At 44.8% G+C, this 25735-nt stretch carries 24 protein-coding genes; 5 read left to right on the top strand and 19 right to left on the bottom strand.

What is annotated here, in order from left to right; translation table 11 throughout:
* Positions 1-14: 14 nt before the first annotated feature.
* The 3 genes from icd to UJ203_RS00940 form a co-directional block, all read right to left on the bottom strand.
* Positions 15-1286, bottom strand: a complete 1272-nt coding sequence (gene icd, locus UJ203_RS00950; protein WP_024122455.1) for an NADP-dependent isocitrate dehydrogenase — start codon at positions 1284-1286, stop codon at positions 15-17.
* Between the two features lie 160 nt (positions 1287-1446).
* Complete coding sequence (gene citZ, locus UJ203_RS00945; protein WP_010335272.1) at positions 1447-2565, bottom strand: citrate synthase; 1119 nt, start codon at positions 2563-2565, stop codon at positions 1447-1449.
* Between the two features lie 330 nt (positions 2566-2895).
* Positions 2896-3360 (bottom strand): DUF441 domain-containing protein, encoded by a 465-nt coding sequence (locus UJ203_RS00940; protein WP_010335274.1) that lies wholly within the window; start codon positions 3358-3360, stop codon positions 2896-2898.
* A 95-nt stretch (positions 3361-3455) separates the two neighbouring features.
* Here UJ203_RS00940 and ytvI point away from each other — a divergent pair, with 95 nt between their 5' ends.
* Positions 3456-4571, top strand: a complete 1116-nt coding sequence (gene ytvI, locus UJ203_RS00935) for a sporulation integral membrane protein YtvI (protein ID WP_105953419.1) — start codon at positions 3456-3458, stop codon at positions 4569-4571.
* Between the two features lie 30 nt (positions 4572-4601).
* Here ytvI and UJ203_RS00930 read toward each other — a convergent pair whose 3' ends face one another.
* The 7 genes from UJ203_RS00930 to dnaE all read right to left on the bottom strand — a co-directional run bounded on the left by UJ203_RS00930 (position 4602) and on the right by dnaE (position 14913).
* A complete protein-coding gene (locus tag UJ203_RS00930; RefSeq protein ID WP_322008417.1) occupies positions 4602-4985 on the bottom strand; it encodes an FxsA family protein in 384 nt (127 codons plus the stop codon).
* 96 nt (positions 4986-5081) lie between these two features.
* Positions 5082-6839 (bottom strand): pyruvate kinase, encoded by a 1758-nt coding sequence (pyk, locus tag UJ203_RS00925; RefSeq protein ID WP_105953418.1) that lies wholly within the window; start codon positions 6837-6839, stop codon positions 5082-5084.
* 43 nt (positions 6840-6882) lie between these two features.
* Positions 6883-7842, bottom strand: a complete 960-nt coding sequence (gene pfkA / locus UJ203_RS00920) for a 6-phosphofructokinase (protein WP_024122459.1) — start codon at positions 7840-7842, stop codon at positions 6883-6885.
* Positions 7843-8027: 185 nt separating this feature from the next.
* Positions 8028-9005 (bottom strand): acetyl-CoA carboxylase carboxyl transferase subunit alpha, encoded by a 978-nt coding sequence (gene accA, locus UJ203_RS00915; protein WP_024122460.1) that lies wholly within the window; start codon positions 9003-9005, stop codon positions 8028-8030.
* On the bottom strand, positions 8990-9862 hold the full coding sequence (gene accD, locus UJ203_RS00910; protein ID WP_044153863.1) for an acetyl-CoA carboxylase, carboxyltransferase subunit beta: 873 nt from the start codon (positions 9860-9862) through the stop codon (positions 8990-8992). The genes accA and accD overlap by 16 nt, the downstream gene beginning before the upstream one ends.
* A 334-nt stretch (positions 9863-10196) precedes the next feature.
* Positions 10197-11429 carry an NADP-dependent malic enzyme gene (gene maeB, locus UJ203_RS00905; RefSeq protein ID WP_095714225.1) on the bottom strand — a complete coding sequence of 411 codons (1233 nt, stop codon included), beginning with the start codon at positions 11427-11429 and terminating at the stop codon, positions 10197-10199.
* Positions 11430-11565: 136 nt separating this feature from the next.
* The gene (gene dnaE, locus UJ203_RS00900; RefSeq protein ID WP_322008415.1) at positions 11566-14913 is read right to left on the bottom strand and encodes a DNA polymerase III subunit alpha; all 3348 of its coding nucleotides are present in this window, start codon (positions 14911-14913) and stop codon (positions 11566-11568) included.
* Positions 14914-15053: 140 nt separating this feature from the next.
* Here dnaE and ytrH point away from each other — a divergent pair, with 140 nt between their 5' ends.
* The 3 genes from ytrH (at position 15054) to UJ203_RS00885 (ending at position 16187) form a co-directional block, all read left to right on the top strand.
* Complete coding sequence (ytrH, locus tag UJ203_RS00895; RefSeq protein ID WP_024122464.1) at positions 15054-15395, top strand: sporulation membrane protein YtrH; 342 nt, start codon at positions 15054-15056, stop codon at positions 15393-15395.
* Positions 15392-15895 carry a sporulation membrane protein YtrI gene (ytrI, locus tag UJ203_RS00890; protein ID WP_024122465.1) on the top strand — a complete coding sequence of 168 codons (504 nt, stop codon included), beginning with the start codon at positions 15392-15394 and terminating at the stop codon, positions 15893-15895. Before ytrH ends, ytrI begins: the two co-directional genes overlap by 4 nt.
* Before the next feature lie 100 nt (positions 15896-15995).
* Positions 15996-16187, top strand: coding sequence for a hypothetical protein (locus UJ203_RS00885; protein ID WP_010335284.1), 192 nt, complete (start codon positions 15996-15998; stop codon positions 16185-16187).
* 17 nt (positions 16188-16204) lie between these two features.
* Here UJ203_RS00885 and nrnA read toward each other — a convergent pair whose 3' ends face one another.
* Positions 16205-17146, bottom strand: a complete 942-nt coding sequence (gene nrnA / locus UJ203_RS00880; RefSeq protein WP_322008414.1) for a bifunctional oligoribonuclease/PAP phosphatase NrnA — start codon at positions 17144-17146, stop codon at positions 16205-16207.
* Positions 17147-17277: 131 nt separating this feature from the next.
* On the opposite strand from nrnA, the gene UJ203_RS00875 reads away from it, so the two are divergent.
* A complete protein-coding gene (locus UJ203_RS00875) occupies positions 17278-17580 on the top strand; it encodes a YtpI family protein (protein WP_024122467.1) in 303 nt (100 codons plus the stop codon).
* 19 nt (positions 17581-17599) lie between these two features.
* On the opposite strand, the gene UJ203_RS00870 is transcribed toward UJ203_RS00875, so the two are convergent.
* The 8 genes from UJ203_RS00870 to UJ203_RS00835 form a co-directional block, all read right to left on the bottom strand.
* A complete protein-coding gene (locus UJ203_RS00870; RefSeq protein WP_044153858.1) occupies positions 17600-18919 on the bottom strand; it encodes a CBS domain-containing protein in 1320 nt (439 codons plus the stop codon).
* A gap of 117 nt (positions 18920-19036) precedes the next feature.
* Positions 19037-19720, bottom strand: a complete 684-nt coding sequence (locus UJ203_RS00865; RefSeq protein ID WP_105953403.1) for a metal-dependent hydrolase — start codon at positions 19718-19720, stop codon at positions 19037-19039.
* A gap of 63 nt (positions 19721-19783) precedes the next feature.
* The gene (locus tag UJ203_RS00860) at positions 19784-20551 is read right to left on the bottom strand and encodes an SDR family oxidoreductase (RefSeq protein ID WP_322008413.1); all 768 of its coding nucleotides are present in this window, start codon (positions 20549-20551) and stop codon (positions 19784-19786) included.
* A 128-nt stretch (positions 20552-20679) separates the two neighbouring features.
* Positions 20680-20811: a hypothetical protein gene (locus UJ203_RS00855; protein WP_010335290.1), complete on the bottom strand. Its 132-nt coding sequence runs from the start codon at positions 20809-20811 to the stop codon at positions 20680-20682.
* Between the two features lie 64 nt (positions 20812-20875).
* The gene (gene argH / locus UJ203_RS00850; protein WP_322008412.1) at positions 20876-22261 is read right to left on the bottom strand and encodes an argininosuccinate lyase; all 1386 of its coding nucleotides are present in this window, start codon (positions 22259-22261) and stop codon (positions 20876-20878) included.
* Complete coding sequence (locus UJ203_RS00845; protein WP_024122485.1) at positions 22258-23469, bottom strand: argininosuccinate synthase; 1212 nt, start codon at positions 23467-23469, stop codon at positions 22258-22260. The genes argH and UJ203_RS00845 overlap by 4 nt, the downstream gene beginning before the upstream one ends.
* 168 nt (positions 23470-23637) lie before the next feature.
* The gene (locus tag UJ203_RS00840; protein ID WP_322008411.1) at positions 23638-24150 is read right to left on the bottom strand and encodes a molybdenum cofactor biosynthesis protein B; all 513 of its coding nucleotides are present in this window, start codon (positions 24148-24150) and stop codon (positions 23638-23640) included.
* Between the two features lie 78 nt (positions 24151-24228).
* The gene (locus UJ203_RS00835) at positions 24229-25416 is read right to left on the bottom strand and encodes an acetate kinase (RefSeq protein WP_024122488.1); all 1188 of its coding nucleotides are present in this window, start codon (positions 25414-25416) and stop codon (positions 24229-24231) included.
* Between the last annotated feature and the right edge of the window lie 319 nt (positions 25417-25735).

Genomic DNA, 25735 nt, shown 5'->3' with positions numbered 1-25735 from the left:
GGCTGTTTCCTTGCTTAGTCCATGTTTTTAATCAGTTCTTCTCCGAACTCTGAACATTTAACTTCAGTCGCGCCGTCCATTAATCTGGCAAAATCGTAAGTTACGACTTTAGAAGCGATTGTTTTTTCCATAGATTTAATGATTAAATCAGCCGCTTCATTCCATCCTAAATGCTCAAGCAGCAGCACACCTGAAAGAATAACTGAAGATGGGTTTACTTTATCAAGTCCGGCGTATTTAGGAGCCGTTCCGTGTGTTGCCTCGAAAATCGCATGTCCTGTTTCGTAGTTGATGTTCGCTCCTGGAGCAATACCGATTCCGCCTACTTGCGCCGCAAGAGCGTCAGAAATATAGTCTCCGTTAAGGTTCATTGTTGCAACAACATCAAATTCGCTTGGACGTGTCAGAATCTGCTGAAGGAAAATATCAGCAATGCTGTCTTTGATAATGATTTTGCCTGCTGCTTCTGCTTCGCTTTGCGCTTTATTAGCGGCGTCTTTTCCGTCTTTTTCAGCAATACGGTCATATTCAGCCCATGTGAAGACTTTTTCGCCGTATTCTCTCTCTGCAAGCTCATAGCCCCAGTTTTTGAAGGCGCCTTCCGTGAACTTCATGATGTTTCCTTTGTGTACAAGCGTTACAGACTTGCGGCCGTGCTCAATCGCATATTCAATTGCCGCTCTGACCAGACGGCTTGTTCCTTCTTCAGAAACAGGCTTAATGCCGATACCTGATGTTTCAGGGAAACGGATTTTGTTAACATTCAATTCATTTTGCAGGAAGCTGATGAGCTTTTGCACTTCTTCAGAGCCTTTTGCGTACTCGATGCCTGCGTAAATATCTTCTGTATTTTCACGGAAGATGACCATGTCAGTATCCTCAGGACGTTTTACCGGTGACGGCACTCCAGTAAAATATCTTACCGGTCTCAAGCAAACGAATAGGTCAAGCTCTTGTCTGAGCGCTACGTTCAAAGAACGGATACCACCGCCGACAGGTGTCGTTAACGGGCCTTTAATCGCGATGAAATATTCGCGGATAACATCTAATGTTTCAGCAGGAAGCCACTCACCTGTTTTATTATAAGCCTTTTCTCCGGCATAAACTTCTTTCCAAGTAATTTTCTTTTCACCTTTATATGCTTTTTCTACTGCGGCTTCCAAAACTTTTGAAGCCGCATTCCAAATATCAGGACCGGTTCCGTCTCCTTCAATAAACGGGATAATCGGGTTGTTTGGTACGTTTAATACTCCATTAGAGACTGTAATTTTTTCACCTTGTGCCACAATAAAAACCTCCCAGTATGTAATTCATATTTAGAAAACATTTTATTTTTCTTATATAGAAAACAAAATGATTTTTCTTAACATTCTAAAGTGTAAACCATCTTTGATGTTCTGAACAAGAGGCTAACTTCATTAACATAAGCCAGCCTCCCATGGTTCTTTAGGCTCTTTCTTCAATCGGAACAAAAGTTTGTTTGTCAGGGCCTGTGTAATCTGCACGCGGGCGGATCAGGCGGTTATTGTCATACTGCTCAAGGATATGAGCGAGCCAGCCTGACATTCTGCTTACAGCAAAAATCGGTGTGAACAGGTCATGGTCTATTCCGAGGCTGTGATAAACAGAAGCGGAATAGAAATCAACGTTAGGCGGAAGCTTTTTTTCTGATGTCACGATTTCTTCGATGCGAATCGACATGTCATACCATTTGCTTTCGCCGGTCAGGTTAGTCAGACGTTTGCTCATTTCTTTTAAATGTTTGGCGCGCGGATCGCCATGCTTATAAACGCGATGGCCGAATCCCATTATTTTTTCTTTCTTTTCCATCTTGGCGCGAACGAAAGGCTCGACATTCTCCACTTCGCCGATCTCTGTCAGCATTTTCATGACGCCTTCGTTTGCACCGCCGTGAAGCGGGCCCTTCAGTGCGCCGATCGCTGCAGTAATTCCTGAGTAGATATCCGAAAGTGTTGCCACACAGACCCTCGCTGTAAACGTTGACGCGTTCAGCTCGTGATCAGCATGTAAGATCAGTGCTTTGTTGAAGGCTTCAACCTCAATCGGTGAAGGCTCTTCTCCATTTAATGTGTAGAGAAAATTCTCGGCAATGCCGTAGTCTTCTCTTGGCTCAACGGGTTCAAGACCCTTGCGGATTCTGGAAAATGCTGCAACCAGACCAGGCACCTTTGCCTGAAGGCGGATCGCCTTTCTGTAGTTGGCTTCCGGGTTCATGGTATCAGCCTCGCTGTCAAGCAGGCCTAGTAAAGAAATCGCTGTCCGAAGAGCAGCCATGGGATGAACATTTTCGAGGGAATAAGATTTGAAGTGCTCAATAATTTCTTGCGGAACGGCAGCTTCTTTTGCTAACTGCTGTTTTAACTCATCAAGCTCTTTTTTGTTTGGCAGCCTTAAGTGCCAAAGCAAGTAAATGATTTCTTCAAAGCTCGCATTCTCTGTCAAATCATCGATATCATACCCCACATATGTAAGGGTATCATCAATAATCGAACTAACAGATGATGTTGTTGCTACAACCCCTTCAAGACCGCGTGTCGCTGTCATATATAACATCTCCTTTTCAATAAATTTCCCCTTTAAGAGTGTTGTAAAAACATGAGGCTAACTTAAAAAGCACGTTGTAAGTATTTCTCCCCCCAAAAGAAAATGCTTACATTTTACTGCCTGCTGGTGCTGAAACCCTTTGCTTATGAAAGAACATAACAAATTCTTATAAGCTTTTTTAAGTTTGTGCCTATTCCTATTATAAACAATAATCAGACATTTGTTAAATGTTTACCTATAATTTTTTTTTTCATTCTATGATTTTCCCGAAAAAACGCCTTTATTTGCGGGTTTTTGGCATTAAAAAAAAGCGGCAGCAAGCCGCTTTTTTTATGAAGTGAACAGTTTTACGAGCTGCATCGCGATATAAGCTATCCCTGCTCCGATCAGCGGACCCACTGCGACTCCGCCGAAAAGCGCGACGGCGAGAATGGTACCGATGACAAGAGCAGTGGTGATGTGAGGATCGTTTTCCAGCAGGGTCAGGCCATTTTTGGCAATCAGCGCAACGGCGATTCCCGCCCCCAATGCAATCCATGCGTAAGAAGAACGCATTGCCTCACCAAGCTGTTTAAATCCAATCTCGCCTGTGGCGATTGGAACAAGAACAGCAATTGTGATGACGGTCACGCCCCAGTTGATGCCTTTTGACTGGATAGTCGGAAAAAATTTTTGGTCAAGTCCCACGATTTTAATGATCAAAAGGACTGATACAGCAAAAAGCAGCGATTGATTTTTTGCGATAAGTGCAATAGCCAAGAGTAATATTAAAAATAAATTCGCTTGTGTAAACACGCGTCATCCCTCCTTTAAGATGAATGTATTCATATACAGCCGTACCGTGAATAAACATAACAATAGGACATGCTGATGAGAGGAGGATCGTTTTTGTGAATCAATCCTATATCACTATTTTTTTCCGAACCCTCTTTGTCGTGTCGCTTACAGCCGGATCAGCAGCCGCTGTTTATTATTCGTTTCCGTTAACATATCCGTTCCTCATTGCCCTTATTCTTTCAACAGCGATTCACCCTGTTGTAGACTACTTGGACAAGGTGACGGGATTCCCGCGAACTTTAAATGTCATCGGCGTGCTTGCCTTTTTTCTGCTCGCGGCGTTCGGTGTGCTGACCATTGTGGTAGCAGAAATCGTAACAGGGACTGCATATCTTGCAAAAACCCTTCCCCCGCATATCAGCACATTTATCTCTTATTGTGAAAAACTGTTTACCACTCATATCCAGCCGCTCTATCACGAACTGACCGTTTTATTTCATGAATTGGAGACCAACCAGCAGGCTTCCATCGTCACTCACATTCAGACACTTGGAGATTCCGCTGCCAAAAACGCAGGACTGCTGCTGTCTCACATTCTTGAAATGATCCCGAAGTTTTTCGCGCTGCTTCCGAATACCGCGGCTGTTTTGATATTTTCACTTCTTGCTACATTTTTCATGACAAAGGACTGGCACAAGCTGAAAGCGATGCTCGTTTCAGTGCTGCCGGATCGAATAACAGCAAACGGAAAGGCGATCAGCAGCGAGCTGAAAAAAGCAATGACCGGTTTCATTAAAGCGCAGGCTGTTCTTGTATTCCTTACGATGGTCATTGTATTCATCGGTCTTTCTCTCTTAAAGGTTGAGCATGCAGCAACGATTGCTTTTTTAATCGGGCTAGTCGACCTTCTCCCTTATTTAGGAGCAGGATCCGTCTTCGTGCCGTGGATTTTGTATTTATCGATTACAGGCCAGCTTCCTCAAGCAATTGGAATTGGTGTGCTGTACCTTGTCGTACTCGTTCAGCGGCAGCTGACAGAGCCGAAAATATTAAGCAAATCAATCGGAATCGATCCGCTGGCAACACTCATTGCCCTCTTTGCCGGCTTTAAATTGTTCGGATTTTTAGGACTGATTGCCGGTCCTGCCGTTCTCGTCGTCATCCAGGCTTTTATCACAACTGGTGCCTTAAAGGAAATATGGTCCTACATCACTGTCCAGCAAAAATAAAACAGCAGCCCATGATGCAGGCTGCCGTTTTTATTTTATAATGATCCGCTTGTTCTTCGACATGCCTCTCAGCCATTTGAACAGGATCGGCTTACACCAGCTGCGGGTGAACGGGATAAGCAGGCATGCGCCGGCCAGATCTGATAAAAAGCCTGGAAGCATCAGCAAAAGGCCGCCAATAAAGATGCACAGGCCGTCAGCAATCGTTTCACCAGGCATCTTGCCGTATTGAAGGTCACGCTGAACCTTGAAGTAAACTTCAGTTCCTTGTTTTTTGGCAGCTGCTGCCCCAATGATCCCGGTCAGAATCATCAAAAGAACCGTCGGAAGAATACCGATCAGCTTGCCCAAAAATAGAAATATGCCGATTTCAATTGCCGGAAACACAATAAAAAGCAAAAATAAAAACCTCATCTCCAGCCCCCCACATGTGTAAAACGCCTTCGTTCAAAAATAGTGACAAATAGAGAAAAGGAAGGGAATACGCTCCCTTCCCATTTTCAGATGTGATTAAAGTACACTTGCACGGCCTTGGTAGACTGCCCCTCTAGAAGCGTCAACCGTAATATCCTGGCCTTCTGTCAAAATCGATGTCGCATTTTCCAAACCAACAATAACCGGAATGCCGAGGCTTAATCCGACTACTGCAGCATGGCTTGTCAAGCCGCCTTCTTCTGTAATAAGGGCAGACGCTTTTTCAAGAGACGCGATCATGTCACGGTCAGTGCTAGTTGTAACCAAAACAGCGCCGTCAGTCATTTTTTGTTCGGCTTCTTTCGCGTTTTGCGCAATGACAACCGGACCGTAAGCTGATTTGCGGCCGATACCTTGGCCTTTAGCGATGATATCGCCGACAGTATAAACTTTCATCAAGTTCGTTGTTCCTGACTCACCGACAGTACCTGCTGTAATGACGATCAGGTCACCATTTTTTACAATTCCGCTGTGTAATGATTTTTGCACAGCGTCTTCCAGCATCTCATCAGTTGAGCTTGCATTTTGACCGCTTTCTGCGAAAACGCCGGATACAAGAGCGAGTTTTCTGGAAACAGAATCATTTACAGTCACAGCGACAATCGGTGCCTGCGGGCGGTATTTTGCAATCATACGCGCTGTATGGCCGCTTTCAGTTGGCGTTACAATCGCAGTAGCATTCAAGTTAATGGCTGTATGTGCAACAGATTGGCCGATTGCATCAGTAATCGTCATGCCTACCTGGTCTCTGCGCTTTGAAAGAATCTCTTTGTAATTCAGCGCCTCTTCAGAACGGGATGCGATGTTGTGCATCGTTTGAACCGCTTCAACCGGGTAGTTTCCGGCAGCTGTTTCACCAGAAAGCATGATCGCATCTGTGCCGTCGAAAATTGCGTTTGCGACGTCACTCGCTTCCGCACGAGTCGGACGCGGGTTGCGCTGCATGCTGTCAAGCATTTGTGTCGCTGTAATAACCGGTTTGCCCAGTGCGTTGCATTTTTTAATCAGATCTTTTTGCACGAGCGGCACTTCTTCAGCCGGGATTTCCACACCTAAGTCTCCGCGCGCAACCATTAAGCCGTCAGACACTTCGAGAATAGAATCGATGTTGTCTACGCCCTCTTGGTTTTCAATTTTAGGGATAATTTGAATATCCTGAGCATTATGCTCCTCAAGAAGTTCACGGATTTCAAGCACGTCAGTAGAACGGCGTACAAAAGACGCAGCGATGAAATCCACTCCTTGCTCAATACCGAAAACGATATCTCTCGCGTCTTTCTCAGTAATACCGGGAAGGTTGACGCTGACACCCGGCACGTTAACGCCTTTTTTGTTTTTCAGTGTTCCGTTGTTTAGTACTTTTGTTTTGATTTCGCGTTTAGCGGCATTCACTTCAAGTACTTCAAGACCGATAAGCCCGTCATCTAAAAGAATCGTTGAGCCTTTTTCAACGTCCTCTACTAAACCTTCATACGTTACTGAAATCTTATCAGTTGTTCCAACTACCTCGTCCATTGAAACGATAAGCTCTTTGCCTGTTTCAAGCTCAATAGCACCGTTTTCCATTGTATGTGTACGGATTTCAGGGCCTTTTGTATCAAGCAGGATTCCGACGTTTTTGCCGAGCTTTTTGCTCGCTTCGCGGATATTTTTAATACGTGCTCCGTGCTCCTCAAAATCTCCGTGAGAAAAATTCAAACGAGCCACATTCATTCCTGACTCCATTAATTTCGTAAGCATTTCAATACTTTCACTTGCCGGACCGATGGTACAAACAATTTTTGTTTTTCTCAATTCGTTCACTTCCTTCTGAAATCTTCAGCCTTCTGCTGCATTCTTAAATAGACAGTTCTTTTGAAAGCTGATACATGTTTTGCTCAACTGTGTGTTTTTGATCCAGTATTTCTATAATATCATGGTCTACAAGCTTATTGTTTTGTATACCTACACAGCGTCCGCCTTTTCCTTCAAGCAGCAGTTCAACCGCATACGCGCCAAGTCGGCTTGCCAGAACACGGTCAGCAGCACTTGGGGAACCGCCGCGCTGGATATGGCCTAATACAGATACCCTAGTTTCAAGATTTGTTTCTTCTTCAATGCGTTTCCCGAATTCAACACCGCTGCCTACCCCTTCGGCAACGATAATAATACTGTGTTTCTTCCCGCGCTCATGACCGCGTTTTAGCCGGGCAATGATTTCGTGCATGTCGTAATCAGCCTCAGGGATCAAGATTGATTCCGCACCGCCTGCAAGTCCGGCCCATAATGCAATATCGCCGGCGTGGCGGCCCATCACTTCGATCACATATGTACGTTCATGAGAAGTCGCTGTATCGCGAATCTTATCAATTGCGTCAATTACTGTATTTAAAGCTGTGTCGAAACCGATTGTAAAATCAGTACCCGGAATGTCATTATCAATTGTACCCGGTACACCTACACACGGAAACCCGTGCTCCGTTAATTTCTTCGCACCCATATATGAGCCGTCTCCGCCGATAACGACAAGCCCTTCGATACCCAGCTTCTTCAAGTTTTCGATCCCTTTTTCACGGCCTTCAACCGTTTTGAATTCAGGACATCTTGCTGTATAAAGCTTTGTTCCTCCGCGATGAATAATATCACCTACAGAACCGAGCTCTAGCTTTTCAATCTTTCCGCTGATCAATCCTGAGTATCCGTTATAAATGCCGTAAACTTCAACGTCATGATAAATCGCTTTTCTGACAACTGCGCGAACTGCTGCATTCATTCCCGGGGAATCCCCGCCGCTCGTCAATACCCCTATACGTTTCATTCTCCATTCACCTCAGCAAACATATATGATTAAAACATAACATGATCATTGCCCTAAAAACAATGAAAAGGGATCTCCATCCTCCCTATGAAACCTTACCTATTATACAATTAAATAAATTGTTTTTAAATAAAATTTAAGGAATGTCACAAAAAATAAACGTGAGCCAAAGGCTTCACGTTTATTTAGTTTACCCCGATATATTGATCTTCAATCGATACTTTCCCAATTGCTTTGTATTTTTCATAGCGCTGCTGAATTAATTCTTCTTCATTCAGCTTCAGCAAAGTCTTTAACGATTGTTTAAGGGTTTCATCCATGTAGCTTGCCTGCAGCTTAATATCGTGGTGCGCTCCGCCTTTTACTTCTTTTATCATATGATCTATAATACCTAATTCTTTTAAGTCAGGCGCAGTGATTTTCATTGTTTCCGCCGCTTTTTTGGCAAGACTGGAGTCCTTCCATAAGAGTGCCGCAGCACCTTCAGGAGAAATAACAGAATAAGTAGAGTTTTCCAGCATATGCAAGTGGTTGCCCACACCTAAACCTAGAGCTCCGCCGCTTCCGCCTTCGCCGATGACGATACAAACAACAGGCACTCTAAGGCCGGCCATTTCAAACAGGTTTTTGGCGATTGCTTCGCTTTGTCCTCTTTCTTCAGCTGCTCGTCCAGGGTATGCCCCCTTCGTATCAATAAAACAGATAATCGGTCTGTTAAATTTATCAGCCTGTTTCATCAGACGAAGCGCTTTACGATAGCCCTCAGGATGAGGCATTCCAAAGTTGCGGACCAGGTTTTCCTTCGTGTCTTTTCCGCGCTGATGACCGATAACTGTCACAGGCAGGCCGTGAAACTTGGCAATACCGCCTACAATGGCTTCATCGTCTCCGTACGCTCTGTCTCCGTGACATTCAAAAAAGTCTGTAAACAGGTAATGAATATAATCAAGTGTTGTCGGACGGTCCGGCAGACGTGCGATTTGAACACGGTCCCAAGGCTTCAGATTTTTATAAATATCATCCTGAAGCTTAGCCAGACGGTCTTCAAGCCGTTCGATTTCTGCACTCAGATCCATTTCCGAATCCTGGGTGAATTTTTTCAATTCGGCGATTTTGGTTTGCAGTTCAATCACCGGTTTTTCAAATTCTAATCTTGCAGCCACTCAATGTCACCTCCTGTTTGATGCATATCCAGCAGATTCTCTAACGTTTTTTTCATGTCGTCGCGGTGAATAACCGCATCAAGCTGTCCATGTTTTAATAAGAATTCCGCCGTTTGGAAATCCTCCGGCAGTTTTTCGCCTATTGTCTGTTCGATAATCCTTCTTCCGGCAAAACCGATCAGCGCGCCGGGCTCCGCAAAATTATAATCGCCAAGAGAAGCAAAGCTTGCCGATACCCCGCCGGTAGTCGGATGCGTCATGACTGAGATAATGAGACCCTGTTCCTCACTGAATAATTTTAAGGCAGAGCTTGTCTTTGCCATTTGCATAAGGCTTAATATGCCTTCCTGCATCCTTGCACCGCCGGAAGCAGTAAAAATAATAAACGGAACTTTATCCGCTTTTGCTTTTTCAATCGCAAGCGTGATTTTTTCGCCGACGACAGAGCCCATGCTGCCCATACGGAATGAAGAATCCATTACCGCGACAACAGCAGGAAATCCCCCGATGGTGCCCTTGCCTGTGACAACAGCCTCGTTTAAGGATGTTTTCTCGCGATCTTTTTCAAGCTTTTCCAGATATCCCGGGAAACCGAGTGGGTTTTCCGATAACATCCCCTGATTGAATTCCTCAAAGGACTGTTCATCCATCAAGCTTTCGATACGCTGTTTTGCATTCATTGGGAAATGATAATCGCAGTTCATGCATACCCGCATATTTTTATCCAACTCTTTAGTGAGCATGATTTTTTTACACTTAGGACATTTTGTCATAATGCCTTCCGGAACATCGTGCTTCGCTTGATCTGACGGTACGGAAGCATACTTTTTCTTTTTAGTGAATATATCCTTTAACAAATGATTACCTCCCTTTTGTGAAGGGTTCTCTTCACCGCATGCCATCCAGACAGATAGACTTGCTAATAACTTTACCGAAACTATTGTACTTTTTTTGTCAAACGCTGTCATCCTCAATTCGACAACTTTTTATCCGCAGACGCGTGCGGACAGACTCATGATAAACCTGATAAATCGTTGAACCAGTAAGGTTGGTAACGTATTCAAAAATCATGTTAAACTCGGCTGAAATTTTTTTAAGTCCTGACCCCAAAAAAATTTCAGCCGCAAGTTTAACTTGAGAACAGCGCGCCGGTCTCCGCCAACGCGCTGCCATTTTTGGAATGAATTAAAATTATTCGCCAATAATCGTAAGTTTTCTGGTTTTTTCTGCAACTTCTTCAGGATCTACAGTAATTCTTGCCACTCCTGTTTCCATCGCCGCTTTCGCCACAGCCTTAGCCACAGCTGGCGCAACACGTTTATCAAACGGTGCAGGGATGACGTACTCTGGGCTAAGCTCATCGTCTGATACTAGTGAAGCAATGGCTTCAACCGCTGCAATCTTCATTTCTTCGTTAATGTGAGTGGCGCGCACGTCAAGCGCTCCGCGGAAAATTCCCGGGAAAGCAAGCACATTGTTTACTTGGTTCGGGAAATCTGAGCGGCCTGTTCCGATAACGCTTGCTCCAGCTTCACGCGCATCTTCCGGCATAATTTCCGGATTCGGGTTTGCCATTGCGAAAATGATCGGATCTTTTGCCATGCTTTGTACCATTTCTTTTGTTAGCGCACCTTCGACAGACACACCGATAAATACATCAGCACCAGCGATCACATCTTCCAAAGAGCCGTCTTTACGGTCTTGGTTTGTGAATTTCGCCACCTCGTTTTTAACATCGTTCATACCGTTCGGACGCCCTTCATAAATGGCTCCTTTTGAATCGCACATCACGATGTCGCGCACGCCGAAATGGTAAAGAAGCTTGATGATCGCAATACCTGCAGCACCGGCGCCGTTGGCGACAACTTTGATTGAAGACATGGATTTGCCAGACAATTTCAGCGCGTTTACAAGGCCAGCTACTGTGACAATTGCTGTGCCGTGCTGATCGTCATGGAAAACCGGGATGTTCGTTTCTTTTTTCAGACGCTCTTCAATGATGAAGCAGTTTGGCGCAGCGATATCTTCAAGGTTGACACCGCCAAATGTCGGTTCAAGCAATTTAACGGTTTCGATGATTTTATCAACATCATTTGTGCCCAAAGCAATTGGGAACGCGTCTACGCCGGCAAAGCTTTTGAAAAGAACGGCTTTACCTTCCATAACAGGAAGTGCGGCTTCAGGGCCGATATTTCCAAGGCCGAGCACAGCTGTACCGTCTGTCACAACTGCTACCATGTTCCCCTTCATTGTATAATCATATACTTTGTTAATGTCTTCATGAATATCCTTACATGGTTCTGCTACACCCGGGGAATAAGCAAGGCTTAAATCTTTCGCATTTTTAACCTCTACTTTAGATTTGGATTCGAGCTTCCCCTGGTTCACTTTATGCAGATGTAATGCTTCTTCTCTTAATGACATTCTCCTAAACACTCCTTAATGGAATTTTTTGATTCGTATGCTGCTGCATTGATTGCTGCATTCTGCGGAGTTGATCTATCAGAATATTTAAACAGAGTAACATAATTGCTCCAATTGTATAACAAAAAGCGAATGGTTACCACTGTTTTAAAACGACGTTTTTTTGACCTAACAGCTCTTTTAAGCGGTATAACACCTGGTGATCCGCATCGATATGGAACGCCTCAGGAAGCTTTATCGTCTGTTTTTGCCTTTCATAATAGAGATAAACGCCGGTTTCCCCCTTATGCTCCAGCAAAATGCGCTTGATCTTTGTCAGGATCTCCTGACTGTGCTGACTGCTTTCTATCTTCATATAAACCGATGGCGCTTTTTCAGCATTCATATTTTCCAGCAATTCCGCTCTGGACATAATAAACTGGACTTTTTCCTGCCTGATTTCACATTTCCCTGCTGAGAACAATAGAGCGCCCTCTCTTAAAACCGGGGAAAGCTGTCTGAATTGTTCAGGGAACACAACGGCTTCCATTTCGCCGGTCTCATCACTTAACGTTAAAAACGCCATGTTTTGACCTGTTTTTGTCCGAATCGTTTTGATTTTCGACAGCAGGACACCGAGTGAAACCTGCTTTTTAACAGCCTGCTGAGCCTGCTGAATGGGTACCGCTCCTCGCGCTGTCAGCTGGTTTCGAAAGGCAGAGAGCGGATGATTTGAAAAATAAATACCGAGCGTTTCTTTTTCAAATGCAAGAATATCCACAAGCGGAAGCTCCTCGGTTTCCACGTACTTTGGTTTAATGGAAAACGATTCTTCTAAAAACAATCCCATTTGGTCATCGTCCGCGGCGAATAGCTCAGCATGCTCTAACGCAACGTCAATCGATGCGAGCAGCGTAGCCCGGTTTTGATTGAATTCGTCCATTGCACCAGAAAATATGAGTGCTTCAAGCGTTTTGCGATTTACGCTTTTTGACGGCACGCGAAAGCAGAAATCGAAAAGATCTTCAAATGGTTTCTCTTTTCTTGCTTTATATATATCTTTGACTGCTGAGACGCCTACACTTTTTATCGCACGGAGGCTGTACCTGACAGCTCCGTCTTCAACTGTAAACGGATAGCTGCTTTTGTTCACTGACGGAGGAAGGATACGAATCCCGCTCCCCTTCGCTTCGTAAAGATATTGAGCTATTTTATCCTCATTGCCAATGACGCTTGTAAGCAATCCGCACATAAAATATAAAGGATAATGAGCCTTCAAATACGCAAGCTGGCAGCCGATCATGCTGTATGCCACCGCATGGCTTCTGTTGAAGCCATAGTTTGCGAATTTGACGATTAAATCGTAGACTTCATTTGCAGTGTCTACAGAATACTCCTTTTTTAAGCACCCTTCAACAAAATGGCTTCGCTCTCGGTCAAGAATGTCTTTCTTTTTTTTGCTGACTGCACGTCTGAGCAGGTCCGCCTCGCCTAAAGAAAATCCTGCCATACGCGAAGCAATCACCATAATTTGCTCCTGATAAACGATGACGCCATACGTATCTTCCAATATCCCTCTTAAATCTTCATGGGGATAATGAACCGGCACGCGCCCGTGTTTACGGTCGATAAATAACGGAATATTTTCCATCGGGCCGGGCCGGTACAGTGCGTTTACCGCGACAATATCTTCTAATCCTGAAGGCTTAAGCCTTTTCAAAACGCTTCTCATTCCTGAGGATTCAAGCTGGAAAATCCCTGTCGTATCCCCTTTTGACAGCAGGGAGAATGTTTTTTCGTCTTGATAAGAAATACTCGAAAGATCTATTTTAATATTTTTTTCTTTTTCAATCATTGAAGTGATGGACTCGATGAGTGTCAGGTTGCGCAAGCCCAAGAAATCCATTTTCAAAAGGCCCAGATCTTCGAGGTGATCCATCGCGTATTGCGTTAAATAGATCCCTTCATGTCCTTCCTGAAGCGGGACAACATCAGTTAACGGTTCCTCACTTAAGACAACGCCGGCCGCGTGGGTTGACGTATGTCTCGGAAGACCTTCTATTTTTCTGGCAATCGTAAACACTTGCTGAAGCAGACTTGACTCACTGAGTCGCTTATTCAGCTCCGGCGATTGCTTTCTCGCATCATCCAAGGTCATGCCCGGCCTTGAAGGAATGAGCTTCGCAAGCTGATCCGCTTCCTTCGGGCTTACACCGAATACCCTTCCGACGTCCCGAAGCGCCGCTTTTGCCGCCAGCGTCCCGAAGGTAATAATCTGGGCGACGTGCATTGCGCCGTATTTCTGCTGAACGTATTGAATGACCTCGTCCCTTCTCGTATCCGGAAAGTCGATATCAATATCCGGCATACTGATTCGCTCCGGGTTTAAAAACCTCTCAAACAGCAGGTGATGCTTGATCGGATCAACGTCCGTGATATAGAGGACATAAGCTACGAGCGATCCCGCCGCAGAACCCCTTCCCGGTCCTGTCACAATCCCTTTTTCATGGGCGTGCTTCATAAAATCCCATACGATCAGAAAATAATCGCTGAACTTCATCCGCTTGATGACATCAAGTTCATATTGAAGACGCCGAATATACTGTTCATCTGGTGTATCGAAGCGGCTGCGAAGCCCTGTCATACAAACATCCGTCAAATAATCATCCGCGGATGTACCGTCTGGAGTCGGAAATGACGGCAGGCGGGTCTGTCCCAGACTGACGTCAACCCGGCATTGTTCTGCAATCTCAACAGATGCTTGCAATGCCTCAGGATGCTCTTGGTATATAACACGCATTTCATCAATGGATTTCAAGTCGAGATCCGGCATCTCTTCGTTTGATGCCTCAGTGAGTTTTTCACCTGACTTTATCGCTTTCAAACAGCGATAGGCAGCCTGATCTTCTTTCCTTATATAATGAACATCGCCTGTCGCCGTGACCGGAATTCCCGTTTCTTCAGACAGCCGGAGGATTTGCTCAGATAAGAATTTATTTTCTTTAAACGGCTGAAAGGATAAATAAAAAGCACCTTTTCCGAATATAGACTGAAAATGAAGTGCGGCTTGAGCGGCCTGGTCAAACAGCCCTCCTTCAAGCAGCATTTCAATATAGCCCTTCTCGCCGGGGGTGATCGCAATAATGCCTTCGCGATAGCTGTTAAGCCATTTTGGCTTCAGGCCGTTTTTTGATTTCGATTGCAGGACGCTGCTGATTTTCAGCAGATTTTGATAGCCTGTATTTGATTTTGCCAGCAGGACGAGCGGGTAGGCTTCGAGCTCGTCATCATCTGTGAAAACAGAAGCCGTCAAGCCGATAATCGGGTTGATCCCCCTCGCCTTGCATGCTTTATAAAATTGAATAGCTCCGTACATGACATGATCATCTGTCAGCGCCAAAGACGCATATCCGAGCCTGTCAGCTTCACTGACGAGCTCTTCCACAGCCGCGGCGCTGTTTAGCAGGCTGTACCCGCTATGCACTTGCAGGTGAACAAAAGACATGCTATCACCTCTTTCTCCATTACGATCCATTTCTTTCTTCATTATAAGTCGGGTTTTCAAAAGAAACAAATGTTCTTTTTCGAGTCGTCATCATACTTGTCCCGAATGCTCAATATGATATAAAAGGTGAGGTGATCAAGATGGATCAGGAAGCTGGTTTTATGGTAAATTTTATCAACAGTTATTTTATAGCATTAGGGGTGCTGATTGGAGGCGCACTCATTGGAGGCCTTGGAGCATATTTGGCAGGCGAAGCCCCGCTTACGGTCATTACAAAGCTTGCGAACAGATTAAAAATATGGGCGCTGGTCGCCGCTATCGGCGGTACATTCGATGCGGTATACAGCTTTGAACGGGGTATTCTTGAAGGCAATACGAGAGATTTATTCAAGCAGATTCTTCTCATTATCTCGGCCATGGGCGGGGCGCAAAGCGGCTGGCTTATTATTTCATGGCTGACGCAGGAGCATATTTCTTCATGAGAGTGCCGCAGCATTACAAGAAACCGGGATGGCAGCGTTTTTTTGCAGGTATGATGTGCGGAGCCGTGATCAGCTGGTTTTTTTTCCTGTTTACATACGGAACATTCCAGGAGGAGCAGGTTTCCCTCATCGAAAAACAAAAAGAGCACGTCAAAGACTTGAACGACCAAATTTCCATCTATCAGGAAGACCTCCACAAACTAAATGAAGACAATAAAAGAAAACTGCTTATTCAAAGCGTCGATGTCAAATTGCTGAATGGAGAAAAATATAAAATTTCGCAGCCTGATAAAACAAAATTCGAGGAGCATGTAAAGGATGATATTTCAGAGGTCATTACAAAGGATATAGAAAGCGTCTATAAAACAAAGGAGCTTTTAAAACGGACAATTGAAAATAAAGTCTATACGATCAATGAAAAAAAATATGAGGCAGCCGTCAAGGAATTAATTATTTACACAAGGCTTTCGGTAGAAATCGAAATATCATTCGCGACGTAAATATGGAATTTTTTTAAATTTTTCAAACTCCTGTCGCTTTTTCCCATTCTTTTTTATAAACTATAAATGAGGCTTAATAGCGAAAGGAGGAGGAAGGGAAATGGAGGTTTACAGTGACCGTCAGTTAGCAAAAGATCAAGCAGCCCGACTCAGACAAGGTTTTTCTGCCTATGCCGAAACAAACTCACTCGCTTCCCTCATCAAAAAAGAACTTCAATCTCACAATCTCCAAGTCTACGAGGACCTTACTGAGTTCGGCTGCTGGTTCATCCCCGTCACAGATGAACACTAAGAGAGAGGGTCTCCCCTCTACTTGTGTTCTTTACATAACGTCTCCAGATCAGCTAAAATCTGTTCCGCTTTATCCCAGCTGTAAATGGAGGCGCCTGAAGCCAGAGGATGCCCTCCGCCGTTATATTTCCGGGCGAGTCCGTTAATAACAGGCCCCTTTGAACGGAATCTGACTCTGATTTGATCGTCTTCTTCTATGAAAAACACCCATGCGCGAATACCTGAGATATTTCCAAGCGTCCCGACAAGCTGCGACGCTTCAGAAGCCGTTGTGCCGAACCTTTCAAGAGTATCCTTTTTGATGAAAACAGAAGCAGAGCCATTTTCAGACAAAGACACATTTTGATAGATATAGCCGTTAAGCTTCACCACATTCAGTTTTGTTTCATACAATTGATTAAACAGCTCTGAAGAAGAGAACGGATACTTAATAAGCTCGCCTGCATATTTTAATGTTTTTTCCGTTGTATTGGGAAATAAGAAGCGTCCGGTATCACTGACAATGCCGGCATAGATCAGCTTTGCGGCTTTTGTATTCAGCTTCCAGCCGTGCTCTTTTCCTTCTAAATACAGCTCGTATATCATTTCACTCACTGAGCTTGCATTCGTATCGACCCACAGAAGATCGCCGTAAGGATCTTCGTTCGGATGGTGGTCGATTTTCATTAGTTTGGCGCCTGATAAATAACGCTGATCGTCGATTCTTTCCTGATTTGCCGTATCGCAGACGATCACAAGGGCGCCTTTATATGTTTCATCGTCCACCTCATCGAGGGTATATAAGAAAGAAAGGGACGGTTCTGGTGTGCCGACCGCAAAAATATTTTTTTCAGGATACGTTTCACGCAGGATTTCCGTAAGTCCGCACTGAGATCCGTAGGCATCCGGGTCAGGGCGCACATGTCTATGTAAGATAATCGTGTCATATAATGATATGGTTCTGATCAATTCTGTTTTCATTTGATACTCCTTTATTGTTTTTTTTTCATTAAATCACATTCTCTGCCGACGGAAAAGAAAAATAACGTCAAAACCAAGCCCGTTTTTGTATAGAATGGGTTTGTAAACTTTTATGATGGAGGATTTCATTTATGCTGGTTCTTGTTTTTTTGATTGGGCTTTCAGCCTGCTTTTATGTGTACTATAAAGTAAAAGGCGTACGGGCAAAGCAATCTTTGGAAAAAGAAATCTTTTCAGCAAAATCTAGCATGGCTTTAGGATCGCTGGTGCTGTTTTACGGACTCAATCAAATGATATTATTCCATTCAGTATTAACGTTAGTAATCGGCGGCATTTTTATCGTCATCGGAGCCGGAAGCGCATGGGCAGGTTATAAAGCCTACAGCCATTACAACCCCCTTCACGCCAAAGAAGCTGAAAGAGATCACGCGTAAGGGGCGCCTGAGACGTCCCTTAGCTTCTTTCCATCAGCTGAACCATCAGCATTGCTTTAGATACGATATGGCCTTGGCTGTGCACTTCAACTTCCATTTTTCCGAACTTTCTTCCAGCCTCTAAAATGCGCGGCTTGACTTCGATGACCGACTCCATCTGCACAGGCTTCAAAAAGAAAATGGTGATGCTTTCTATCACTAGTTCGCCGCGTTTTTTCGAGCGCAAAAACCGATTGGCCGCTTGCGTCAAAATGGTCGTAAACACGCCATAAGAAATCGTCCCCAGCTGATTTGTCATTTGCGGTGTTACTTCATACTGATAAACCGTTTGATCCTGTTTATCCTCATCCTCATCTTTAAATCCTCTTGAGACGATATCATCAAGCTTTTCCCCGACTTGAGGCTGCTTTTGAATCATTTGAAGAGCTTTCAGCACGTCTTGGCGGCTGATCATGCCTATCAGCTTTTGGTGTCCGTCAGTGACGGGCAGCACTTCGATCCCTTCCCACACCATCATTTGCGCCGCTGAGGCGACAGACGTTTTTCCAATAACCGTAACCGGATTTTTTGTCATGACTTTTTCAATGGGTGCATTCCGGTCGTGACCTGCGATATCTTTCGAAGTCAAGATCCCGTGAATTTTCATTTGTTCGTCGACAACCGGGAAACGCCCATGGCCCGTTTCAAAATTTTTCTCATACCATTTTTCAAGTTTATCCTTAGGTGAAAGATATATCGTACGGTCAGCGGGCGTTAAAATGTCCTCCACCAGAACGATTTCTTTTTTGATCAGCTGGTCATAAATCGCCCGGTTAATCATAGCGGCGACTGTAAAGGTGTCATAGCTCGTGGATAAAATCGGCAGCTCAAGCTCGTCTGCCAGCTGCACGATGCTGTCATCTGTATTAAATCCGCCCGTTACAAGTACAGCGGCGCCTGCCTCAAGCGCCTGTCTGTGTGCATTGATTCGATTTCCGACAATCAAAAGATTCCCGGCTGCGGTATACCTCATCATCGCATCCAGCTCCATTGCGCCTATGACAAATTTATTTAATGTCTTATGGAGTCCGGCCCGGCCTCCGAGCACTTGTCCGTCTATGACGTTTACAACCTCTGCATATGTAAGCTTTTCGATATTTTCTTTTTTCTTTTGTTCAATTCTGATTGTTCCGACACGTTCAATCGTACTGACAAAGCCTTTATTCTCTGCTTCCTTGATCGCTCTGTACGCCGTGCCTTCACTTACTTTCATTTCCTTTGCGATTCTCCGCACAGAAATTTTTTCACCGACAGGCAGCGAATCAATATATGTTAAAATTTGTTCATGCTTAGTTGCCAAACCTTTCACCTCTAAGGGACAGTCTTCTGCTTTTATTATAAGGGCTCGGATGATTGATTCGCAATGAGGCAGGAAAATAAAAAGCATCTCCTGATTTTCAGGAGATGCTTTCAGCGTTTAAAGCTCAATCGTTTCACCGACGGCCATGACTTTTCCGACTCCGCCCGGCAGGCTGTCTGCAAATGCTTCCGGGTCTTGCTCGATGACCGGGAATGTATTGTAATGAACCGGTACAACTTGTTTTGCTCGCAGCCATTCTGCAGCTAGTTTGGCGTCTTCAGGCCCCATCGTAAAGTTGTCGCCGATCGGCAGGAATGCAAGATCAATATGGTTCAGCTCCCCGATCAGCTTCATGTCAGAGAAAAGAGCCGTATCGCCGGCGTGGAAGATCGTTTTGCCTTCGACAGTCAGCAGAATACCTGATGGCATGCCTGTGTAGGTGATCGTTTTATTTTCTTCGTCAGTGATGGCAGATCCATGAAAGGCCTGTGTAAGCTTCACTTTTCCAAAATCAAACTGATGGGAGCCGCCGATGTGCATAGGGTGAACATTTAACCCTTTCCATCCCAAATATACAGCCAGCTCATTCGGTGCCACAACCAGCGCGTTATTTTGCTTTGCGATTTGCTCAGTGTCGCCCACGTGGTCATTGTGGCCGTGAGTCAATAAGATAGCGTCCGCTTTTGCATCCTCCGGCTTCAAGTCGGTTAACGAATTTCCTGTCAAAAACGGGTCAAATAAAATATGGTGGTCATTCGTTTCTACTGCAACTACAGAATGTCCGTGATACGTTACTTTCATTTCCTTCACCTCGTCACTTTGTTTTTGATGTTTTCATTTTCCCTTTTTAAGATGCTGAAAAACTTATGTGGATTGATTCTTGTTAATCACATTGAGGCCCCCGGTTGCTTCAATTACAGTTCCTGTCACCAGGTCTGAGTTCTCTTCGCACAAAAAGGCAATGATTCTGGCGATATCTTCACCGGTGCCGGATCTTCCTATCGGCGTTTTTTCTTTGCCGATACGCTGTCTGGCTTCCTCAATTGACGCTTCCTTCATGTCGCCGACAATGTCGCCCGGGCAAACCATATTAGCGGTTATGCCCGATTCAGCTTCTTCTATCGCAATTGTTTTTGTTAAAGAAGCCAATCCCACTTTTGCGGCGCCGAAAGCGGAGCGGTGAAGCCAGCCGGGTGCGTGTGCCGCGCCTTGAAATCCGTACGTGATGATACGCCCGAATTGCTGTTTTCTCATGACCGGAATAACCGCTTTGAATAAGTGAAAGACGGCGCTTAAATTCCCTTCCAGCATATCGTACCATTCGTCATCGGTATAATCAGCTAACTTTTTTCGTTCAAATATGTATGGCCCCGCGTTGTTAATCAAAAAGTCAATTCTCCCGAAGCGGTCCAAGGCAGCGTCTGCGATGCGCAGCAAATCTTCTTTTTTGGTGACATCACCTTTTACAAATTGCAGCCGGTCAAGGTAATCAGGACAGGCTTCCTTCAGGCGGCTTACTGCCTCTTCATCCTGCCTGTAATTCACTGTTACTGAATACCCCTTTGCAAGCAATGTTTCAGTCACTTTGCGGCCTAATCCCTTCGAACCGGCAGTAATTAAAGCATGTCGCACATGAATACCTCCCAAAGCAACGTCGCCGCTTTTCAATAAAGTGTTTCTTCTTCTACTTTACTATAAAAGGCCGTCAATATCACTTTTTACACTTTGCCATACAAAAAAAGCTGCCTATAATAGACAGCTTATTCCGCAGAAGATGAAGGCTCTTGATCCGGGATATCCACATAACCGCTTTGATATGCTTCGGAAATGAGCCTTGTTGTCTCCTGGCTTTCTTGTTCATCATAAATATAGCGTTCCGGTTCTTTTTTCATCCTTCTGCCTCCCATCATTATAGGGGTAGGTTGGCTATAATGACGGGATTTTATGAAGGAAATTTTAACAAACTCCGGCAGCCACGCAAGCTTTCGCCTTTACGAGCGCCTCCTCTACCTGTTTGAAGCCCGTGCCTCCTGCGCTCATTCTTTTTTCGACCGCATGATAAGGATCCAAAACAGTGTAAATATCCTCTTCGAAGAGATCGCTCGCCTTCTGAAAATCGTCAAACGGCATGTCGCTTAAATAGATTCCTTTTTCGATGCATGTATACACAAGCTTTCCGACCACTTCGTGCGCTTCTCTGAATGGCATTCCTTTCTTCGCTAAATAATCAGCCAGTTCCGTCGCATTTGAAAAGTCTTGTTTTGTCGCTTGCTTCATGACGTCTTTGTTAACAGTCATTGTTTGAATCATGCCTGTGAAGATTTGCAGGCTGCCTTCGACCGTTTTCACCGTGTCAAACATGCCCTCTTTGTCTTCCTGCAGGTCTTTGTTATATGCGAGCGGAAGGCCTTTCATGATCGTAAACAGCCCTATCATGTCACCGTACACGCGCCCTGTTTTGCCGCGGATCAGCTCAGCCATATCCGGGTTTTTCTTCTGCGGCATCATGCTGCTTCCCGTTGCATACGTATCGTCTAGCTCAATGAATTTAAACTCCTGCGAGCACCACAGAATGATTTCTTCAGAGAAACGGGAAAGGTGCATCATCAGCATGCTGCTGTTGCTTAAAAATTCCAAAATGAAATCTCTGTCGCTGACGCCGTCGAGGCTGTTTTCATAAATGGTATCAAAGCCGAGCAGCTCTGCTGAATACTCACGATCGATCGGGAAGGTGGTACCCGCGAGCGCTCCGCATCCGAGCGGAGATTTGTTGATCCGCTTCATTGAATCCTGAAAACGTTCCTTGTCGCGCTCCAGCATCCAGAAATACGCAAGCAGATGGTGAGCGAATGAAATCGGCTGGGCGCGCTGAAGATGAGTGTAGCCCGGCAGAATGGTTTCAACATTTGCTTCTGCCTTATCAATGAGCGCGCCTTGGAATGCCTCTAGCAGCTCGATAATGTGAGTGACATGGTTTTTCAGGTACAAATGCATGTCAGTTGCCACCTGGTCATTCCGGCTTCTTCCGGTATGCAGCTTGCCGCCGAGAGGGCCGATTTCGTCAATGAGCATTTTCTCAATGTTCAAATGAATATCTTCATAATCAACTGAGAACTCTAATGCACCGTCTTCTGCTTTTTGCAAAAGGGCATTCAGTCCCTCACGGATTTTCAGCTCTTCTTCTTCTGTCAGGATACCGCATTTTTTCAGCATGGCAGCATGTGCGAGAGACCCTGTAATGTCTTCGGTCACTAAATGTTGGTCAAATGATATGGACGCGCCGAATTCGTCGACCCATTTTTCCGGTGTTTTTTGGAATCGGCCTCCCCAAAGCTTCTTCATGCTTTAATCTGCTCCTTCTTTTTCACGATGCTGTTCACTTTTGTCGGAAGTCCCCAAAGCTCGATAAATCCGATTGCCGCATGGTGGTCAAACGCATCGTCTTTTGTATATGTTGCAAGCTTTTCATCATATAGAGAGTATTCTGATTTACGCCCCTCTACAATCGCATGGCCTTTAAACAGCTTCACGCGAACGATGCCTGTAACGTGTTTTTGCGTTTCTTTTAAGAAAGCGTGCAGCGCGTCTTTTAAAGGCGAGAACCATAAGCCGTTGTAAATGATTTCTGACAGCTTTTGTTCGATGGCCGGTTTAAAGTGCGCGACCTCTTTCACTAATGTCAAATCTTCCAGTTCTTTGTGTGCTTTGATAAGGGTCATTGCACCCGGGCATTCGTATACTTCACGGGATTTAATGCCGACAAGGCGGTTTTCTACGTGGTCGATACGTCCGACACCATGCGCGCCTGCAATTTCGTTCAGTTTTAAAATTAATTCAGAAAGTGAGTAAGAGACGCCGTCGATGGATACAGGCACGCCTTGTTCAAATGCGATTTCTATGACTTCCGGTGTATCCGGTGTTTTTTCCAGCGGCGCTGTAAGGTCGTATGCTCCTTCTGGCGGAGCAGCCCACGGATCTTCTAAAATGCCGCACTCATTTGCGCGTCCCCAAAGGTTTTGATCAATGGAATATGGGCTGTCAAGATTAATCGGAATCGGAATGCCGCGGCTTGCCGCATATTCAATTTCTTCTTCACGAGACCATTGCCATTCCCGAACCGGAGCGATGACTTCAAGGTCAGGATTCAATGATTTAATTGATACCTCAAAACGCACCTGGTCATTTCCTTTCCCTGTGCATCCGTGCGCAATTGCCTGCGCCTCTTCTTTTTCTGCGATCTCAACTAATTTTTTTGCAATAAGCGGCCGAGACAATGCGGACACGAGCGGATATTTCCCTTCATACATCGTGTGAGCCTGCAAAGATAACAGCGCGTAATCCTGGGCGAATTCTTCTTTTGCATCGATCACGTAAGAATTTGTTGCGCCGACTTCAAGCGCTTTTTGTTGAACAAACGCCAAGTCCTTGCCTTCGCCGACATCCAGACAGCAGGCGATGACATTATACCCTTGCTCTTGAAGCCATTTTATCGCGACGGAAGTGTCGAGACCCCCTGAGTATGCTAATACGACTTTTTTCTGTTCTGCCATGATAAAAATCTCCTCTCAACCCTGTTTCTTTTGTATAAAAATAAATTATATTTAATAAAAATACATTTTGTATGTATACACTTTAACAAGTAAGTTCCTTTTTTTCAAGCCTTTTATTAAAAAAACTTCACCCATTTTTCCAGGTGAAGTTCCGTAGTATTTATTCATTTACTTGTCTTTTCTGATTTCTCTGACCACATGGGCGATCTCCGGAATAATCAGCTTATTCATCGCCAGCTTTACCGCACCGCTGGAGCCTGGCGTTGAAAAAACGGCTGTATGTTGGATAACGCCGGCTGTGGCTCTTGACATGATCGCACTGGAGCCGATGTCTTCTGTATAACTGAGCATCCTGAATATTTCTCCAAAGCCGGGCAGCTCTTTAGAAAACAACGGCGTAATGGCTTCAATTGTGACATCACGATTCGCTATGCCTGTCCCCCCGTTTAAGAGTACCGCGTCTGTATGTTCATCCATACAGCCCGCAAGCACAGCACGCTGCAGAGCATCCTTTTCGTCTTTTACAATTTCATATGCAGCGATCTGATGGCCGGCTTCTTCTAAAAATGAGATCATCAGCCTGCCGCTTTTATCCGTTTCTTCCGTTCTCGTATCACTGACAGTAATCACTTTGCACCGGACAACATCGGGTGCTTCTTGTTTATGCTCTTGAACGCTCATTGGCTCACCTCTTTGTTTTTTGTCTACCTTTATCATGCTTCAACAAAAAAGCACATTCAAGAGAATGTGCTTTTTGCATTATTTAGCTAAACGAACAACGTCTCGTGCAATCATGACTTCCTCATCAGTCGGAATGATCATAACTTTTACTGGAGAATGAGGGTAGCTGATGAACGCTTCCTCACCGCGTACGTTATTAAGCGCAGGATCCCAGTATACACCCATAAATTCCAGACCGCGAAGAACGCGTTCTCTGACTTCTACGCTGTTTTCACCGATACCGGCAGTAAAGATAATCGCATCAACACCGCTCATTCTGGCAGCGTAAGAACCGATGTATTTGTGGATGCGGCTCGCAAAGACTTCAAGCGCAGTTTCCGCGCGCTCATTTCCTTGTTTCGTTGCTTCAACGATGTCACGAAGATCGCTTGAGAAACCGGAGATGCCAAGCAGTCCGCTTTTTTTGTTTAATGTATTCAGTACTTCGTCAGCTGTCTGGCCTGTTTTCTCCATAATGTATGGGATAAGGGCAGGATCGATGTTTCCAGAGCGTGTACCCATTGCAACACCGGCAAGCGGCGTGAAGCCCATAGATGTATCAATTGATTTTCCGCCTTCAACAGCTGCAATACTTGCGCCGTTGCCAAGGTGGCAGGAAATCAGGCGTAAATCTTTTAACGGACGGCCGAGAAGCTCTGCCGCACGCTCAGTCACATATTTATGAGAAGTGCCGTGGAAGCCGTATTTACGGATACCGAATTTTTCATAGTATTCGTATGGCAGGCTGTACAGGTAAGACTGTTCAGGCATTGTTTGGTGGAATGCCGTATCAAAAACAGCAACCGCAGGAACATTTGGAAGCACTTCTTTGAAGGCTTTAATTCCGACGATATTTGCCGGGTTGTGCAGCGGCGCCAATTCAGAAATGTCTTCGATCTCCTGAATTGTTTCGTCCGTTAATAAAACGGAATCGCTGAATTTTTCTCCGCCGTGTACCACGCGGTGTCCAATTCCGTCAATTTCATTTAAATCTTTGATAATGCCGAATTCTGTCAGCTTATTAAGCAGCATTTTAACCGCTACCGCATGATCAGGTATATCAGTTACTTCTGTATTTTTTTCGCCGTTTACAGAAATCGTGAACACACTGTCGGCGATACCGATTCGTTCAACTAAGCCCTTCGTTAAAACGGTTTCTGAAGGCATTTCGAAAAGCTGAAATTTCAAAGACGAGCTTCCTGCGTTAATTGCAATAATTTTGGACATGATTGACGCTCCTTTTTACTCTGTATCAACATCTTCGTTTTTCGTACTTTTTTCCCGGGTGAATCATCATTTTCTCCCGAAAAATATCTGACTTTTCCATTTAAACATTGTCATGTCGGCTTTTCAAGTCAACTTGTGTATTGATAACGCTTACAATAAGAAGTCGTTATTTTCAGACACATTACCTATGCGCTTAACATTGATTAACGCTTACATTCGGCAGTTTCTCCTTTCGTATTTTGTGTTTTGAAACCCTATTCAATTCGTTTATCTGCCCCCAGATATCCATACAAAAAAAACAGCTTAAGCTTCCTCATAT

It is taken from the genome of Bacillus sp. V26 (genome assembly GCF_034296245.1).
GTDB classification, from domain to species: Bacteria; Bacillota; Bacilli; order Bacillales; family Bacillaceae; genus Bacillus; species Bacillus halotolerans.
This window is presented reverse-complemented; position numbering and strand designations above follow the sequence as displayed.